General features: G+C 67.1%; 17 protein-coding genes and 2 pseudogenes. 3 read left to right on the forward strand and 16 right to left on the reverse strand.

Annotation, left to right across the window (positions count from 1 at the left end; translation table 11 throughout):
• Window positions 1-15: 15 nt before the first annotated feature.
• The 7 genes from V9G04_06790 to V9G04_06820 all read right to left on the reverse strand — a co-directional run bounded on the left by V9G04_06790 (window position 16) and on the right by V9G04_06820 (window position 4,726).
• Entirely contained in the window at window positions 16-399 is a 384-nt protein-coding gene (locus tag V9G04_06790) for a type II toxin-antitoxin system death-on-curing family toxin (GenBank protein ID MEI2712997.1), read from the reverse strand.
• Window positions 399-599: a CopG family transcriptional regulator gene (locus tag V9G04_06795; GenBank protein ID MEI2712998.1), complete on the reverse strand. Its 201-nt coding sequence runs from the start codon at window positions 597-599 to the stop codon at window positions 399-401. The genes V9G04_06790 and V9G04_06795 overlap by 1 nt, the downstream gene beginning before the upstream one ends.
• A 69-nt stretch (window positions 600-668) precedes the next feature.
• Entirely contained in the window at window positions 669-1,280 is a 612-nt protein-coding gene (locus V9G04_06800; protein MEI2712999.1) for a hypothetical protein, read from the reverse strand.
• A gap of 5 nt (window positions 1,281-1,285) precedes the next feature.
• Window positions 1,286-2,575 (reverse strand): hypothetical protein, encoded by a 1,290-nt coding sequence (locus V9G04_06805; protein ID MEI2713000.1) that lies wholly within the window; start codon window positions 2,573-2,575, stop codon window positions 1,286-1,288.
• Window positions 2,576-2,622: 47 nt separating this feature from the next.
• Window positions 2,623-3,372, reverse strand: coding sequence for an ATP-binding cassette domain-containing protein (locus V9G04_06810; protein MEI2713001.1), 750 nt, complete (start codon window positions 3,370-3,372; stop codon window positions 2,623-2,625).
• Complete coding sequence (locus tag V9G04_06815; GenBank protein ID MEI2713002.1) at window positions 3,369-4,181, reverse strand: hypothetical protein; 813 nt, start codon at window positions 4,179-4,181, stop codon at window positions 3,369-3,371. The genes V9G04_06810 and V9G04_06815 overlap by 4 nt, the downstream gene beginning before the upstream one ends.
• Entirely contained in the window at window positions 4,178-4,726 is a 549-nt protein-coding gene (locus V9G04_06820) for an RNA polymerase sigma factor (protein ID MEI2713003.1), read from the reverse strand. Before V9G04_06820 ends, V9G04_06815 begins: the two co-directional genes overlap by 4 nt.
• A gap of 202 nt (window positions 4,727-4,928) precedes the next feature.
• Between V9G04_06820 and V9G04_06825 the strand changes: the two genes are divergently transcribed.
• Window positions 4,929-5,405 (forward strand): DinB family protein, encoded by a 477-nt coding sequence (locus tag V9G04_06825; GenBank protein MEI2713004.1) that lies wholly within the window; start codon window positions 4,929-4,931, stop codon window positions 5,403-5,405.
• A 179-nt stretch (window positions 5,406-5,584) separates the two neighbouring features.
• Here the strand turns inward: V9G04_06825 and V9G04_06830 are convergent, their stop codons facing one another.
• The 7 genes and pseudogenes from V9G04_06830 to V9G04_06860 all read right to left on the reverse strand — a co-directional run bounded on the left by V9G04_06830 (window position 5,585) and on the right by V9G04_06860 (window position 9,081).
• On the reverse strand, window positions 5,585-5,959 hold the full coding sequence (locus V9G04_06830) for a hypothetical protein (GenBank protein MEI2713005.1): 375 nt from the start codon (window positions 5,957-5,959) through the stop codon (window positions 5,585-5,587).
• A 109-nt stretch (window positions 5,960-6,068) separates the two neighbouring features.
• Window positions 6,069-6,251, reverse strand: a pseudogene (locus V9G04_06835) (nitronate monooxygenase).
• 94 nt (window positions 6,252-6,345) lie between these two features.
• Window positions 6,346-6,504 (reverse strand): annotated as a pseudogene (locus tag V9G04_06840) (nitronate monooxygenase).
• Window positions 6,428-6,670 (reverse strand): nitronate monooxygenase, encoded by a 243-nt coding sequence (locus V9G04_06845; protein MEI2713006.1) that lies wholly within the window; start codon window positions 6,668-6,670, stop codon window positions 6,428-6,430. Before V9G04_06845 ends, V9G04_06840 begins: the two are co-directional and overlap by 77 nt.
• On the reverse strand, window positions 6,663-7,430 hold the full coding sequence (locus V9G04_06850) for a CoA-transferase (GenBank protein MEI2713007.1): 768 nt from the start codon (window positions 7,428-7,430) through the stop codon (window positions 6,663-6,665). Before V9G04_06850 ends, V9G04_06845 begins: the two co-directional genes overlap by 8 nt.
• Window positions 7,427-8,302 carry a CoA-transferase gene (locus tag V9G04_06855; protein MEI2713008.1) on the reverse strand — a complete coding sequence of 292 codons (876 nt, stop codon included), beginning with the start codon at window positions 8,300-8,302 and terminating at the stop codon, window positions 7,427-7,429. Before V9G04_06855 ends, V9G04_06850 begins: the two co-directional genes overlap by 4 nt.
• The gene (locus V9G04_06860; protein ID MEI2713009.1) at window positions 8,299-9,081 is read right to left on the reverse strand and encodes an enoyl-CoA hydratase family protein; all 783 of its coding nucleotides are present in this window, start codon (window positions 9,079-9,081) and stop codon (window positions 8,299-8,301) included. Before V9G04_06860 ends, V9G04_06855 begins: the two co-directional genes overlap by 4 nt.
• A 45-nt stretch (window positions 9,082-9,126) precedes the next feature.
• Here V9G04_06860 and V9G04_06865 point away from each other — a divergent pair, with 45 nt between their 5' ends.
• On the forward strand, window positions 9,127-9,936 hold the full coding sequence (locus V9G04_06865; protein ID MEI2713010.1) for an SDR family oxidoreductase: 810 nt from the start codon (window positions 9,127-9,129) through the stop codon (window positions 9,934-9,936).
• Window positions 9,933-10,811, forward strand: a complete 879-nt coding sequence (locus V9G04_06870; GenBank protein MEI2713011.1) for an SDR family oxidoreductase — start codon at window positions 9,933-9,935, stop codon at window positions 10,809-10,811. Before V9G04_06865 ends, V9G04_06870 begins: the two co-directional genes overlap by 4 nt.
• An 11-nt stretch (window positions 10,812-10,822) precedes the next feature.
• Here the strand turns inward: V9G04_06870 and V9G04_06875 are convergent, their stop codons facing one another.
• Together V9G04_06875 and V9G04_06880 are read right to left on the reverse strand one after the other, a co-directional pair.
• Window positions 10,823-12,073: an acyl-CoA dehydrogenase family protein gene (locus V9G04_06875; GenBank protein MEI2713012.1), complete on the reverse strand. Its 1,251-nt coding sequence runs from the start codon at window positions 12,071-12,073 to the stop codon at window positions 10,823-10,825.
• Window positions 12,074-12,190: 117 nt separating this feature from the next.
• Window positions 12,191-13,354 carry a steroid 3-ketoacyl-CoA thiolase gene (locus tag V9G04_06880; GenBank protein ID MEI2713013.1) on the reverse strand — a complete coding sequence of 388 codons (1,164 nt, stop codon included), beginning with the start codon at window positions 13,352-13,354 and terminating at the stop codon, window positions 12,191-12,193.
• Window positions 13,355-13,437 lie beyond the last annotated feature (83 nt).

Genomic DNA, 13,437 nt, shown 5'->3' on the forward strand with positions numbered 1-13,437 from the left:
AGCGTAGTCAGGGGCTCAACGCCCCCTCAAAGGAATGAGCGCTTCAGCCAATCGGGTGGCGATGTCGGGGACCTCAAGTGACCCTTCCGCCACGGACATCACCAGGGTGAAGGCATCATCGTCCGGCATCTCCACCCAGCTGTCATTCAAGGCGAGGAAAGCGACTGCGGCTGCCCAGGCGAGTCTCTTGTTGCCATCCACAAGAGCGTGGTTGCGACATATCGAGTGCAACAAGGCCGCGGCCTTGTCAGACAAGGTCGGGTAAGCGTCTTCCCCGAACACGCTCGATCGCGGCCGCGCCGCCGCCGAATCCAAGAGTCCTGGATCCCGGACTGGCCCAGCGCCTAGGCGCTTGGTGAGGAAGAGCAGGTCTTCGAGCGAGAGATAAGTCGTCGCCATCACGCGGAGCCGAGGCGGTCGAGCACGTCGCCCCACCGGTCGAGCACGTCGTCCATGATGCGATCGATGCGCTCGCGGTGTTCCGACCTCTCATAGCGCTCCAGCACCGCGCGGCGTACGACCTCCTGCTTGGACAAACCTTCCGCCGCGGCCAGGGCGGTGAGTGCCTTGTCAAGTTCGTCGTCGGTGCGCAGAGTCATGGCCACAAGCATCATGATACCAACTCGGTATCGAAACCCGACTTCTTTCACCCGTAGAGAACGCGGCGCTCAACGCAGCGGGTGACCCCGCGGGCGCGGCGGGTGACCAGCCCAGACGTGCGCCAGGGTCCCGACCGTCAGCAATCCGAACGCGACCACCCAGGTGACATCCCAGGTCGCCGGATACATCAACCAGCCCGGTGCCGCGAGATGTGGGTGCAGGTCGTATTCCCTAGGCACCGTCAGATAGCTCACCGAGACCCAGAGGAAGGGCAACATCCAGCCCAGTTGCGGTCCAACCGCAGCTCCGCAGAGCAAGCCGAGCCCCGACAGCCCGAGCGCGTTGCGCGCCATCTCCAGTCCGCCACGCTCCAAAGCGAGTTCGGGCAAGAGAGCCCAGGCGAGCAGGCAGCAGACCACGACGCCACCCACCACGACCGCGAGGTCAGCCCGCACGCTCGGTCGACCGGCCGAGCCGTCAACCTCATGCTGGACGTACGCTCCCGGTGCCAGCAGCACGGCGACCGCCAGACCGCCGAGCACCACCGCAGGCACTCGGCCCAGGTGATCGTCGTGCGCCCAGTCGCGCACCCAGTTGGCGAACCATGCGGAACCTACGACCGCTGCCAGGGCGCTCGGCCACGACCACCACAGGCCGCGCATCCGGACCCAGCGCGTCATGGTGATCAGACCTTGGGCAGCACGGCGGCCGCAGCTTCTGCTGCTTCGACATCGCATGAGCGCGCCGCAGCAAGGAGCAGGCTGGCGTACTCAGACTTCTGCATCTGTGTCGCGGCTGCGAACCTGGCACCCACCCGCTCCTCCGGGTAGACCTCGTCACTGTCGCTGAGCCAGTCGGAGACGGGAAAGGCCGCATAGAAGAAGACGTTGAGAACCTTCTCCTGCTCGGGGCTGGGCCTTCGGGCTTGGAAGTCGAACCGCTCAGGGCAATAGCCTTGCGGATCGAAGAGTGCACCGACATAGAGTGGATCCACGTTCCACAGGACCCCACCTGCGACATGGCCCCAAGGATCGATCGGGACGGACTGCGTCGGCAGTTGGGTGTGGTCCAGAGGGGCGTTGTATCTCGTCGGCCCCGCCCATGTTGGTGCTCCGCGGATGCCCTCCATCTGTTTGAGCATCCTGCGCGCGGCGTCCTTCGTGACATCCAGCGAGTGTTGGTTGGCGGCAAGCACGCACACCTTGGGGCCGGAGTCCTTCGTGCAGACGACGGCCACGTCCGTTGCTGCCTCGCCTTGGGCGCCAGCCGCCATGGCCGGTGCCACGCACGCGCCCCCGACAACCGCCCCCACGACTCCCAGTGTCAGTGCGCCTCGGCCCCGTCCAGGTCCGCGCTGCATCGACGAAAGCCCCCACGCCGCGAGAGCGCACGCGGTGAGCACGAGAGCACTCCATGCGACCGCGTCACGTTGGAAGACGGCGTACGTGTCCTCCCCCAAAGTGCCACTGCCCACCATCGCGTTCAGACCGTCGTTGCGATAAGCCGTCAGGCCGATCAGCAGATAGCCGAGCAATCCCGCCATCGGCGCCACCACCCGCCACCGCAGGAGCCGCCCGAGCGCGTAGCCGAAGGTGACGTACGCCAGCACGGTCGGCGCCATCGCGAGCACATACCAAGCCGCCGCGCTCGTGCCCCAGCCGCCGACGATCAGGATCGACGCGGCGGCGGTGCTCCAACCGAGAAGCACCCCTGCAAACACCGCGAGGGCCAACGCCGCGATCTCCGTTGAGGCGCGAGTCAGCGCCGCGGTCGGCATCGATTCCAGGGTTTCGGTGACGTCAGACCTGGCCGTACGCCCGCCCTGCCATGCGCCCAGGGTGAGCGCCACCGGGCCGATGACGATCGTGAGATCGCGCAGCAGCATGCCCAGGTCGTTCCAGCGAGTGCCCCACGAAGCCCCCTTGGACCAGAGCAGCACCGTCACGAGCAGCGTCAGCGCCGAGACTGCGAACACGCAGGTGCCATGTCTCAGTTCGCGACGGACCGCGCCTGCCCACCCTCTCATCGGATCGCCCGACTCGTACGCAGAGTTGCGGTGTAGCCGCGCTCGACCGCTGAGTCTCCTGCGGACTCAGAGTCGAGTCCGCGTGCGGCGAGCGCGTGCGGGTCGGTGCGCTCGACGACCCGGCCCTCGTCCATGATCGTCACGGTGTCGCAGGCGTGCGCGACGTCTTCGACCAGATGGGTCGAGACCACAACACACGTGTCGGAGCCGAGTTCACGAAGGAGTTCGCGGAATCCGACTCGTTGCTCGGGGTCGAGCCCCACTGTCGGCTCGTCGAGCAGCAGCAGTCGCGGATCGTTGACGATCGCCTGCGCCACGCCGACGCGGCGCTGCATGCCACCCGACAGTTTGCGCAACTTGGTGTCGGCGCGGTCGGCAAGGTCGACTCGAGACAACGCGCGGTCCGCCGCGAGCGGGATCTCGCTGCTGGGCATCCGGCGCAACCAGGCGACGTACTCGACGTACTCCCGAGCCGTGAAGCCCCGATAGAAGCCCAGGGTCTGGGGGAGGTAGCCGAGTTGCTCGCGCACCTTGCGTACGCCGGCCGCATCGGTGAAGGAATGCCCCAATACCTCGACTGTGCCGCCGTCATGGCGCAACGTGGTGGCGAGCACCCGGATCAAGGTGCTCTTGCCGGCCCCGTTGGGGCCGAGCAGTCCGTGTACGCCCGCAGCGAGGTCTAGGTCGACCTCGCGCAGCACCTCCGTACGCCCGAAGCTCACGCTGACTCCCTGCAGATCGATCATCTGGTGCTCCTCGGGATCGAGTTGACGCGATGTTGGATCACCCACGCGAGCAGCCCGGCGACGACGCAGGACCACAGCACCACCCCCGCGCCGGAAGGAGCCACCAGCCAGGTGCCGCCGTGCAGGGCGAAACGAGGGGTGAAGACTGCGATCACGGCCATGGACCACACGACGAAGAGGCCCTGTGCGGCTCGCTCCACTCCCGCCCAGGTGCCGAGAACGAGCGCCCCGAGGCTGAGGCCGAGTCCGGGCAGCAGCCAGACGACGAGTTGGCCAGGTGCCGCCCCGACGAGATGCAAAACCAAGATCCCGCACGGGATGCTCAAGGCGAGCACCGCTCCCGTACGAAGCAAGGCGATCTCGAGCCCGCCGCGAGGAGAAGCATCCGTGACCGCGTCGCGGTCGGCCGCTGCGTAGACGGTGGCGACGAGCGCGAGGGGGAGGAGGGGAGCCAGGCCGACCGCCCAGGGAGCCGATCCGCCTGGTCCGCTCCACGCGTCCGCGATCAGCAGCACCCCTATGCCGACGAAAAGGGTGCCGATCCAGGCCCACCACGGTCCGAGGACTCCCGCGACGATCGCGGAGATCGGCGTACGTGCGTAGGAGCGTTCTTGCAATGCCAGTGCCTCGCGGGCCGACGCCAGCGTGTTGCGGTCCTGGGCGGTCAACAGTCGGGTGAGGACCTGTCTGCATTCGACGCAGGTCGGCAGGTGCGTCTCGATGGACCAGGCAACCGCGTCCGTGGCGCCGCCCGTGGCGTACGCCTGAAGTGCGGCGGCATCTGCATGCCATTGTGCCGGTTGCGTCATGACTCCTCCTGCAGTCGGTTGGGGTGGGCCAGCCACTCGCGCAGTGAGCCGCGAGCGCGAGACACGCGCGACTTCACGGTGCCTTCGGCGACGCCGAGCAGTACGGCGGCATCACGAGTGCTCAGCCCGTCGATCACGGTGGCTTGGAGTGTGGCGATGAGTTCGGGGGAGAGGTTGTCGAGTGCCAGCGTCAGACGAGGATCGACCATTCCGGCCAGTGCCTCGTCCTCGCTGGACGCACTGGTGGCCTGTGGAGCGGAGTCGCTCGGCACTGCCCGGTTGGCGCTGCGGCGGTGGAGGTCGATCAGGCGACGAGACGCGATCGTCCAGAGCCAACCGCCGGCGTCTTCGCCCTTGAAGGATGCCGCGTTGCGCCAGGCAGCCAGGAACGTCTCCTGGAGCAGGTCGGCCGCGTCGTCGGGCGCGCGGCGCTTGAGCCGGAGCAACAGCGTCGAGGCGTGGCGCGACCACAACTCGTCGAACGCGCCCTCATCCCCGCGCGCGATGAGCCGCAGCAGGTCGCCGTCGCTCTGGTAGTCGCTCACATCGGGTCAATCGCACCACACCGCCCCCCGGTTCCGCCGAACTGTCGCGTCTGCTCCGCGAAAACACGCTGACCTGTCGCGTCTGCTTCGCGAAAACACGCTGACCTGTCGCATCTGCTTCGCGAAAACACGCTGACCTGTCGCATCTGCTTCGCGCACGGAGACTTTGACTCGTCCGGAGGGGAGCAGCAGGGTGACGTACATGAACTGGCTCGTCGCGGACGAACGTACGACCTTGCGAGCGCTAGTGGATGACCAGCGCAACGCGATCGCCGACCTCCTCGATGGACTTACCGAGGAAGAGGCCCGAGCATCCTTGGTGCCGTCGTTGACCACCGTGCTGGGTGTTGTGAAGCACGCAAGTTTCGTCGAGAACGTGTGGTTTGCTCATCGCATCGGAGGTTCAAGTCGTGAATCACTCGGACTCCCAGAGACGGTCGACGAGAGTTTCCTGTTGACTGCAGACGACACGATCGACTCCGTTCGCGCGCGGTTTCTCGCCACATGCGAAAGATCTCGCCAGATCGAGGCCCAGCGTTCGCTCGACGAGATCTTCGATTGGCGCGGGACGCCCGTGAGCCTGCGCTGGATCCAGGGACACATGGTGCGCGAACTGGCCCGGCATGCAGGTCATGGCGACATCCTGGTCGAGCAACTCAGGGCGAGACGCGCGACCTGACCGGAGCAGATGCGACAGGTCGACGCCATTGCGCGGAGCAGATGCGACAGGTCGACGCCATTGCGCGGAGCAGATGCGACAGGTCGACGCCATTGCGCGGAGCAGATGCGACAGGTCGAGGCCGTTCCGCGGAGCAGATGCGACAGGTCGAGGCCGTTCCGCGGAGCAGATGCGACAGGTCAGCGTACGGCGGCGGCTGCGGCGCTCAACGCCTCCACAGCGCCGAGCACTACGCGATCGATCAGTTCCTCGCACGACGGAAGGTCGTCCAGCAGGCCGACGACCTGGCCGCTCGCCAAGACTCCGGCCGACACGTCACCTTCGACGAGGCCCGCCTTGAGCATCATCGGCGTGTTGGCCGCCGCAGCGGTCTGCGCCAGCGAGCGCTCGCCCGAGCGAGCCAGGCGTACGCCGTCGCGCGCCAGTGCGCCCCATGACATGCCGGACGAGCGCTTGAACTCCAATGTCCGGCGCACCGTGGGCGCCACCCGGCGTACGACCGAGGTCTCCAACAGCGACTCGACGTACGGCGTGCGCAGCATCCGGTGCGGCATCCCGTCGGCCTTGTCGGTGACGACCGTGCCGTTGAGGTCGTACGACAGGTAGAGCCTCCTTGACCGCCTGCGGCACCGCGGAGTCCGAGGTCAGCAGGAAGCGGGTGCCCATCCCGATCCCGGCGGCGCCGTACGACAAGGCCGCAGCCAATCCGCGCCCGTCGAAGAAGCCACCCGCCGCGATCACCGGGATCGAATGACCTGCGGCAGCCAGCCCGTCCAGGACGGAGGGCAGCAGCAATGTCGTCGGAGTCGAACCCGTATGACCACCACCCTCGCCGCCCTGGATCATCACCGCGTCGGCGCCCCACGACGCGACCTTGATCGGCGTGCTTGGGCAGGCCCACGCTCGGGATCACGACGATGTCGTGTTCCTTCAGGCGAGCGATCAGTTCGGGCTTGGGCGCGAGCGCGAACGACGCCACCTTCACGCCGTGTTCGATCAACAACGAGCAGCGGTCGCCCGCGTCACCGGCATCGGCGCGCAGATTGACCCCGAACGGCGCAGACGTTCGTCCGCGAACCTCGACGATCGCCTTCTCCAACTCCGGCAACGTCATGGTCGCCGAGGCCAGGATGCCCGAGCCCGCCGGCATTCGCGGTGGCGGAGACCAGTCGTGGCCCGGCCACCCAGCCCATCCCCGTCTGCACGACCGGGTGTCGTACGCCCGCCAATTCCGTCAAAGCAGTCGACAATCGCTGCTCAATCATTGGGGACCTCCTTGAAGCGCAGCCCCTTCGGGTCGAGCATCTCGCGGATGAGTACGAGCTCGTCCACGGCGCGGCGCCGCGGGTCTCGGGCACGGAGGCCGGGCAGGTGGATCTCGAAGCCGGACGCCTCCTGCACCTCCGAGACGGTCACCCCCGGATGCACCGACAGCAACTGCACGGTGTCGTCAGGGCCGTTGACGTCGAACACGCCCAGGTTGGTGACGATCCGGTGGATGTCGTTGAACTCCGAGGCGCCGCGGCCGGCCGCGCGCGCCCGCGCAGGCCCGACGCCCGAGACGATGTCGACCGCCTCCACGAAGACCCGAGGCGATTGCCGCGGCACCCAGTAGGAGGTCCGGTTGTTGACCGTGTTGCCCGGTGCGCCGCGCGACCCCAGCAGTTGCCGCTTGGGTTGGGTGAAGGAGCCGATCGCGGAGATGTTCTGGTTGCCGTGCTTGTCGATCTGGGTCGCACCCATCATCACGTGACGCTTGCCGTACGCCACCACGTCGAAGACGCGGCGAAACGGGATCCAGCCCTCGACCACGTCCGCGCGCGCGAACAGCGGGGGAGTGCCCGCCAAGAACAGCGACTCGCCATCGGAGATCACCAGGTCGGGGTTGGACGTGAGCTTGGCCAGCCTCGCCCCGAGCATCGGCATGATGCCCATCGGCGACCCGAAGATCTCTCCGTCCTCAGCGAAGGCATCCGCGACCGCACAGGCGCAGACCTCGGCGCGAGCGAATTCGTCCAGGTTCATGATTCCTCCCCAAAAGCGCGTACGGCGTCCTGATAGGCAGCCTCGTCGCCGGCCAGGAAGCGCGACTCGAAGGCCGCCCATTCGTCGTCGGTTCCAGATGCCGCTGCGGCGTACGCCTTCTGGAACGCCTCGTCGCGTTCGTAGTCGGGCACGCAGTTGGTGAAGTGCGCACCGTTCGGCGTCTCCACCACCCCGGTCACCATCATCCGGTTGAGCAGCAGCCGCTGCACGGGGGTGTCTACCGTGAGGCCGGCCGTGTCCACGATCTGCTCGACGGACACGTAGGTCTGCGACGCGGCCATCGCGAACAGGTCGTCGAAGTACGGGTCCGGGCCCAGGTAGGACGCGTTGCCGTGCACGTCGGCGCGGTTGAGATGCACCAGGGCGACGTCGAGACGCAGCGCCGGCATGGCGACGAGTTCGGTGCCGTCGGAGTACGGCGAGGTGACGGTCTGCAACCACGGGTTGTTGACCATCACGTCCGAACCCAGCCCCGCTCGCACCGGCAGGAACGGCAGCCGCTGAGCGGCGGCTTGCAACCCGGTCATGAACATCCCCTCGTCCAACTCGACGATCTCGGGGATGGTCGCGTTCTGCCGCGCACGCTGGAAGTTGGGCTCCAGTGGGATCGAGTCCAGCGAGACGAACGCGTAGATCAGTTTGCGGATCTTGCCCGCGCGCGCGAGCAGGCCGACGTCGGCACCGCCCCACGACACGATCGTCAGATCTTTGAGGTCCGAGCGCAGGATCGCGCGTACGAGTGCCATCGGCTTGCGCCGCGGTCCCCAGCCGCCGATGCCGATGGTCATCCCGTCGGACAGCGACGCGACGATCTCCTCGATCGTCATCGTCTTGTCGCGTGGCTTGCTCATGCATCCTCCGTTGACTCTGAGTGTGTGCTTGACGCCTTGGAAGTCCCGGCGAACTTGTCGCGCAGCTCGTCGCTGACGCCCATCAGGTTGAGTTCGAACGTGAAGCCCTGCTCCCAGCGGTAGGACTTGTTCACGTCGATCGGGTCGATCCCGTTGAGCGCTTCCTTGGCGGCCCGGATCACGCGCGTGTCCTTGGCCGCGATCTCTTGGGCCACCTCGAGCGCGGCGTCGAGGAGCTCGTCACTCGGCACCACCTGAAGCACCGAGCCGTACGACACCAGATCGCGCGCCGGGATCGTACGCGCGGTGAAGTAGAGGGTGCGCATCATGTGCTGCGGCACCAGCCGGGCCATATGCGTCGCGGCACCCAAAGCGCCCTGATTTACCTCGGGCACCCCGAAGTACGCATCGTCGGACGCGACCACCACGTCGGCGTTGCCGACGAGTCCGACACCGCCGCCGAGACAGAAGCCGTTCACCGCCGCGATCACCGGAACCGAGCACTCGTACACCGCCTTGAAGGTCGCGAAGCAGCCGCGGTTGGCGCCGAGCAGGTGCTCGAAACCGGAGTGGTGCTGCATCTCCTTGATGTCCACGCCGGCGTTGAAGCCGCGCCCCACCGCGCGCAGGATCACCACATGCGTGTCGGGATCGGCGCTCGCCTCGTCGAGTGCGGCAGCCACGTCGAACCAGCCCTGCACCGTCAGTGCATTGACCGGCGGAGCCTCCATCGTGATGACGCGGACGTGATCGTCACGCAGGACAGATGAGATCGACACGGAACCTCCATCGGCAACCAAGCAAGTGCTTGGTAGGGTAGCACCGTGCCGATCTCACTGAACCTCACCGAGCGCGTCGCTCTCGTCACAGGCGGAGCCAAGGGCGTCGGCGCGGGCATCACCCGCCGACTCCTGGACGCGGGCGCGACCGTGATCACCTGTGGGCGACGCGAAGTCGACCCCGTGAAGGGCAGCACGCACCGCACCTGCGACGTACGCGACCCCGAGTCGGTGAAAGCCCTGATCGACGGCATCGTCGCCGAGCACGGTCGTCTCGACATCCTGGTCAACAACGCGGGCGGATCGCCCTGGGGGTTGGCCAGCGAGATGGGCTTCGCCCGCCAGGCCAAGATCATCGAACTCAACCTCACCTCGCCGATGCTGGTCTCGTTGGAGGCCAACCGGGTGATGCAACAGCACGGCGGCGGCTCGATCATCAGCATCTCGTCGGTCTCCGGCGTACGCCTCAGCCCCGGCACCAGTGCGTACGGCGCTGCCAAGGCGGGCCTGGACCACCTCACGCGCTCCCTGGCAGTGGAGTGGGGACCGAAGGTGCGGATCAACACCATCGACCTGGGCATGACCCGGACCCATGGGCTGGAGGAGTTCTACGGCGCCGATGGCGCGGCCGAACTCGAACGCCTCGAAGGCACCGTCCCGCTGGCCCGGCTCACCGACCCGACGGATGTCGGTGACCTCGTCACCTTCCTGGCCTCCCCACTGGCCAAGCACATCAGTGGCGCTTGCATCGAACTTCACGGCGGCGGCGAAGCCGGCGACTTCCTCAACGAACAGCGCAGGCTCAACGAACAGCGCAGGCTCAACGAACAGCGCAAGAAGGAGAACAACCTATGACCGGCATCCTCGACGGCCGCATCGCCATCATTACCGGGGCGGGGCGCGGCATCGGCCGCGAGCACGCCCTCGAGTTCGCCCGCCAGGGCGCCAAGGTCGTCGTCAACGACTACGGCGTCTCGCTGTCCGGCGAAGGTACGGGCGACACCCCCGCCGAAGAGGTCGTCAAAGAGATCCAGGCGTTGGGCGGCGAGGCCGTCGTCAACACCGCGGACGTCGCCGACTTCGGCCAGGCCGAGGCGATGATCCGCCAGGCGATCGACACCTTCGGAGGGCTCGACATCCTGGTCAACAACGCGGGATTCGTCCGCGATCGGATGCTGGTCAACGCCACCGAGGACGAGTGGGACGCCGTCATCCGGGTGCATCTGAAGGGCCACTTCGCGCCGCTTCGTCACGCGGCTGCCTACTGGCGTGCCGAGTCCAAGGAAGGACGCCAACGCGTCGGCCGCGTCATCAACACGTCCTCGGGTGCCGGGCTTCAAGGCTCGATCGGTCAGAGCGCCTACAGCGCAGCCAAGGCCGGGATCGCGGGACTCACCCTCGTGGCGGCTGGAGAGTTGGGTCGAGTCGGTGTCACCGTCAACGCGATCGCTCCGGTCGCGGCCACCCGGATGACCGAAGGGCCGTTCGGCGCAGGTCTGCCCGACGCGGGCGACAACTCGCCGATCGTGGCCTGGCTGGCGAGCGAGGAAGCCGGTCACGTCACGGGTCGAGTCTTCGAGATCGAGGGCGGCAAGCTCACGCTCGAGGACGCCTGGCGGCACGGAGCCAGTCGCGACAACGGCTCGCGTTGGAGCGCCGCAGACCTGGGCGAGGTCGTCGATGCTCTGATCGCCGAGGGAGCGGTGCCGGAGAAGGTGTACGGCAGCTAATCCCGGTTGCCTCAGCGGCGCAGCAGTCCCTTCGCGACGTGCGTCGTCTGCACCTCGTTCGACCCGCCGTAGATCATCAGCACCTTGGCGTCACGGGCGAGTTGCTCCACGCCGTACTCCGCCATATAGCCGTTGCCCCCGAGCAACTGCACGGCTTCGAGAGCAACGTTGGTCGCTTCGCGGGAGGCGTACAACTTCATCGCCGAGGCCTCGGCCATATCGAGCAGGACCCCACGTCGACGCGCGTCGATCGCCTTGAGCACCATGTTCTCGACGTTGACCCGCGCGATCTCCATCTCGGCCAGCTTGACCTGGATCAACTGGAAGTCGCTGATCGGCTTGCCCCACAGTTCGCGACCCTTGGCGTAGTCGACCGAGATCCGCAGGCACTCCTCGATGATGCCCAGCGCGAACGTCGCGATGCCGACCCGCTCGGCGACGAAATTCGCGCGCGCCGAGTCGCGGCCGTCGGTGCCTTTGGCCCCACTGCCCGCCAGCAGCCGGTCGCGCTCCACGCGGACGTTGTCGAAGAACAGTTCGCCAGTAGGGGAGGAGTGCATCCCCATCTTGCGAAACGGCTTGCCCTGAGTCAGGCCCCCCATGTCCTTGTCGAGCACGAAGATCAGTACGGGTGCCTGGCGGCGCTCGGCCTCCGTCGCCGGTTGACCGGCCCGGGTCGAGGGGTCGTCGAGCTTGGCGTAGACGACCATCGTGTCGGCGTACGGCCCGTTGGTGATGAAGGTCTTCTGGCCGTTGAGCACCCAGCCGTCACCGTCGGGTCGGGCGGTCGTACGCATCCCGCCGAAGGCGTCGGAGCCCGCGTCGGGCTCGGTGATCGCCCAGGCGCCGACCTTGTCGAGGGTGATCAGGTCGCGGGCCCAGCGCAGCCGCTGCTCGACCGTGCCCATCGCATTGATCGTGCCCGCGGTCATCCCCGTCGAAATGCCGATGGCGGTCGGGATGCCGGGGCAGACCTTCACCAACTCGATGTTGGCCACCGAGCCCAGTGCTGGGTCGAAGTCGTCGGGTTCGGGCTCTGCGAACGATTCACCGGCCGCCTCGGCCTGCAGGCGTCGGATGTCCCAGTCGAAGCGCTCGGCGTACTGCTCACCGATGCCGAAGGTGTCCCAATACTTCTTCGCGATCGCGTACGGCGGCACGCCGCCGTGCTCCAGATCGTCTCGGATCGGGCGCACCTCGTTGTCCACCCAGTCGCGCACCGCGGCGCGGACCGTACGGTCGTCCTCGCTCCAGTCGAACATCTATTCCACTCTCTGTTTCGTCTTGCGAGCGGACCCTGACTCCGCTCGTGCCTCGCTGCGTCAGATCCGCCCTGTTTGTCTGTGAGCGGACCCTGACTCCGCTCGTGCCTCGCTGCGTCAGATCCGCTCAATCACTGTGCCGGACGCCTGCGCGCCACCCGCGCACATCGAGATCAGGGCGGTAGCGGCGTCCCGGCGCTCAAGTTCGTGCAGGGCGGTGGTGATCAGTCGGGTGCCGGTCGAGCCGACGGGGTGGCCCAGGGCGATCGCGCCGCCGTTGACGTTGACCCGGTCCTCGGCCGGTCCGTGCACCTTCGCCCAACTCATCACGACACCGGCGAACGCCTCGTTGACCTCGAAGAGGTCGAAGTCGTCCATCGCCATGCCGGTGTCCTTGAGCAACTTCTCGGTCGCCTGGACCGGCCCGTCCAAGTGGTAGTACGGGTCCGAACCCACGAGGCACGACGACACGATCCGGGCCTTGGGTGTCAGCCCGAGCGAGTCGGCCAGGTCGGAGTCCATGAAGAGCACCGCCGAAGCGCCGTCGGAGATCTGCGAGGAGGTGCCCGCCGTGTGCGTGCCGCCCTCCAGCACGGGCTTCAGCGCTGCCAAGCCCTCGAGCGTGGTGTCGCGAGGGCCCTGGTCGGTCGTGACCGTACGCATCTCGCCGGTCGGCTTGCCCTCGTCATCGAGTACGGGGGCCTCAAGTGCCATGGTCTCGCGGTCGAAGCGCCGCTCGTCCAGGGCGACTCGAGCCTTCTGCTGCGACGCCAGCCCGAACGCATCCACATCGGCTCGCGAGAAACCCCGGTCCTTGACGATGCGGTCGGCGCCCTCGAACTGATTGGGCAGATCGATCGACCAGTCGGCCGGGCGTGGGTCTCCCATGCCGGCCGGGACGTTGGCGCCCAGGGGGACGCGTGACATGGCCTCGACGCCACAGGCGATCCCGACCTTGATCTGGTCCGCGCCGATCAGCGCGTTGATCAGATGGGCCGCCTGCTGGCCCGACGAGCACTGAGCGTCGAGCGCGGTGGAGGCGGTGTGCAACGGCAGCCCCGCGTGCATCCAGGCGCGGCGCACCATGTTGTTGGACTGCTCGCCCGCCTGGGTCACACAACCTCCGATGACCTGGTCGACCAATGTGGGATCGATCCCGGACCGGCGTAGCACCTCGGACTGCACCGCGCCCAGGAGTACGGCCGGGTGCAGACCCGCGAGCCAACCTCGGCGTTTTCCAAGCGGCGTACGGACGGCGTCGATGATGACTGGTGTTCCCATAATCGGGAGCCTAACGGAAAAACTAGAACGTGTTCTCGTTTGGTCCTTCCGAAACGCGCCACCGAGCGTTAGCCTTCGGACTA

This window comes from Nocardioides sp. (assembly GCA_037045645.1).
Lineage (GTDB): Bacteria > Actinomycetota > Actinomycetes > Propionibacteriales > Nocardioidaceae > Nocardioides.

Excerpts from the sequence above, each read along its gene's own strand:
- V9G04_06790 (MEI2712997.1), bottom strand. The coding sequence starts at position 399 with ATGGCGACGACTTATCTCTCGCTCGAAGACCTGCTCTTCCTCACCAAG.
- V9G04_06795 (MEI2712998.1), bottom strand. The coding sequence starts at position 599 with ATGACTCTGCGCACCGACGACGAACTTGACAAGGCACTCACCGCCCTG.
- V9G04_06800 (MEI2712999.1), bottom strand. The coding sequence starts at position 1,280 with ATGACGCGCTGGGTCCGGATGCGCGGCCTGTGGTGGTCGTGGCCGAGC.
- V9G04_06810 (MEI2713001.1), bottom strand. The coding sequence starts at position 3,372 with ATGATCGATCTGCAGGGAGTCAGCGTGAGCTTCGGGCGTACGGAGGTG.
- V9G04_06815 (MEI2713002.1), bottom strand. The coding sequence starts at position 4,181 with ATGACGCAACCGGCACAATGGCATGCAGATGCCGCCGCACTTCAGGCG.
- V9G04_06825 (MEI2713004.1), top strand. The coding sequence starts at position 4,929 with ATGAACTGGCTCGTCGCGGACGAACGTACGACCTTGCGAGCGCTAGTG.
- V9G04_06830 (MEI2713005.1), bottom strand. The coding sequence starts at position 5,959 with ATGCCGCACCGGATGCTGCGCACGCCGTACGTCGAGTCGCTGTTGGAG.
- V9G04_06845 (MEI2713006.1), bottom strand. The coding sequence starts at position 6,670 with ATGATTGAGCAGCGATTGTCGACTGCTTTGACGGAATTGGCGGGCGTA.
- V9G04_06850 (MEI2713007.1), bottom strand. The coding sequence starts at position 7,430 with ATGAACCTGGACGAATTCGCTCGCGCCGAGGTCTGCGCCTGTGCGGTC.
- V9G04_06855 (MEI2713008.1), bottom strand. The coding sequence starts at position 8,302 with ATGAGCAAGCCACGCGACAAGACGATGACGATCGAGGAGATCGTCGCG.
- V9G04_06870 (MEI2713011.1), top strand. The coding sequence starts at position 9,933 with ATGACCGGCATCCTCGACGGCCGCATCGCCATCATTACCGGGGCGGGG.
- V9G04_06875 (MEI2713012.1), bottom strand. The coding sequence starts at position 12,073 with ATGTTCGACTGGAGCGAGGACGACCGTACGGTCCGCGCCGCGGTGCGC.
- V9G04_06880 (MEI2713013.1), bottom strand. The coding sequence starts at position 13,354 with ATGGGAACACCAGTCATCATCGACGCCGTCCGTACGCCGCTTGGAAAA.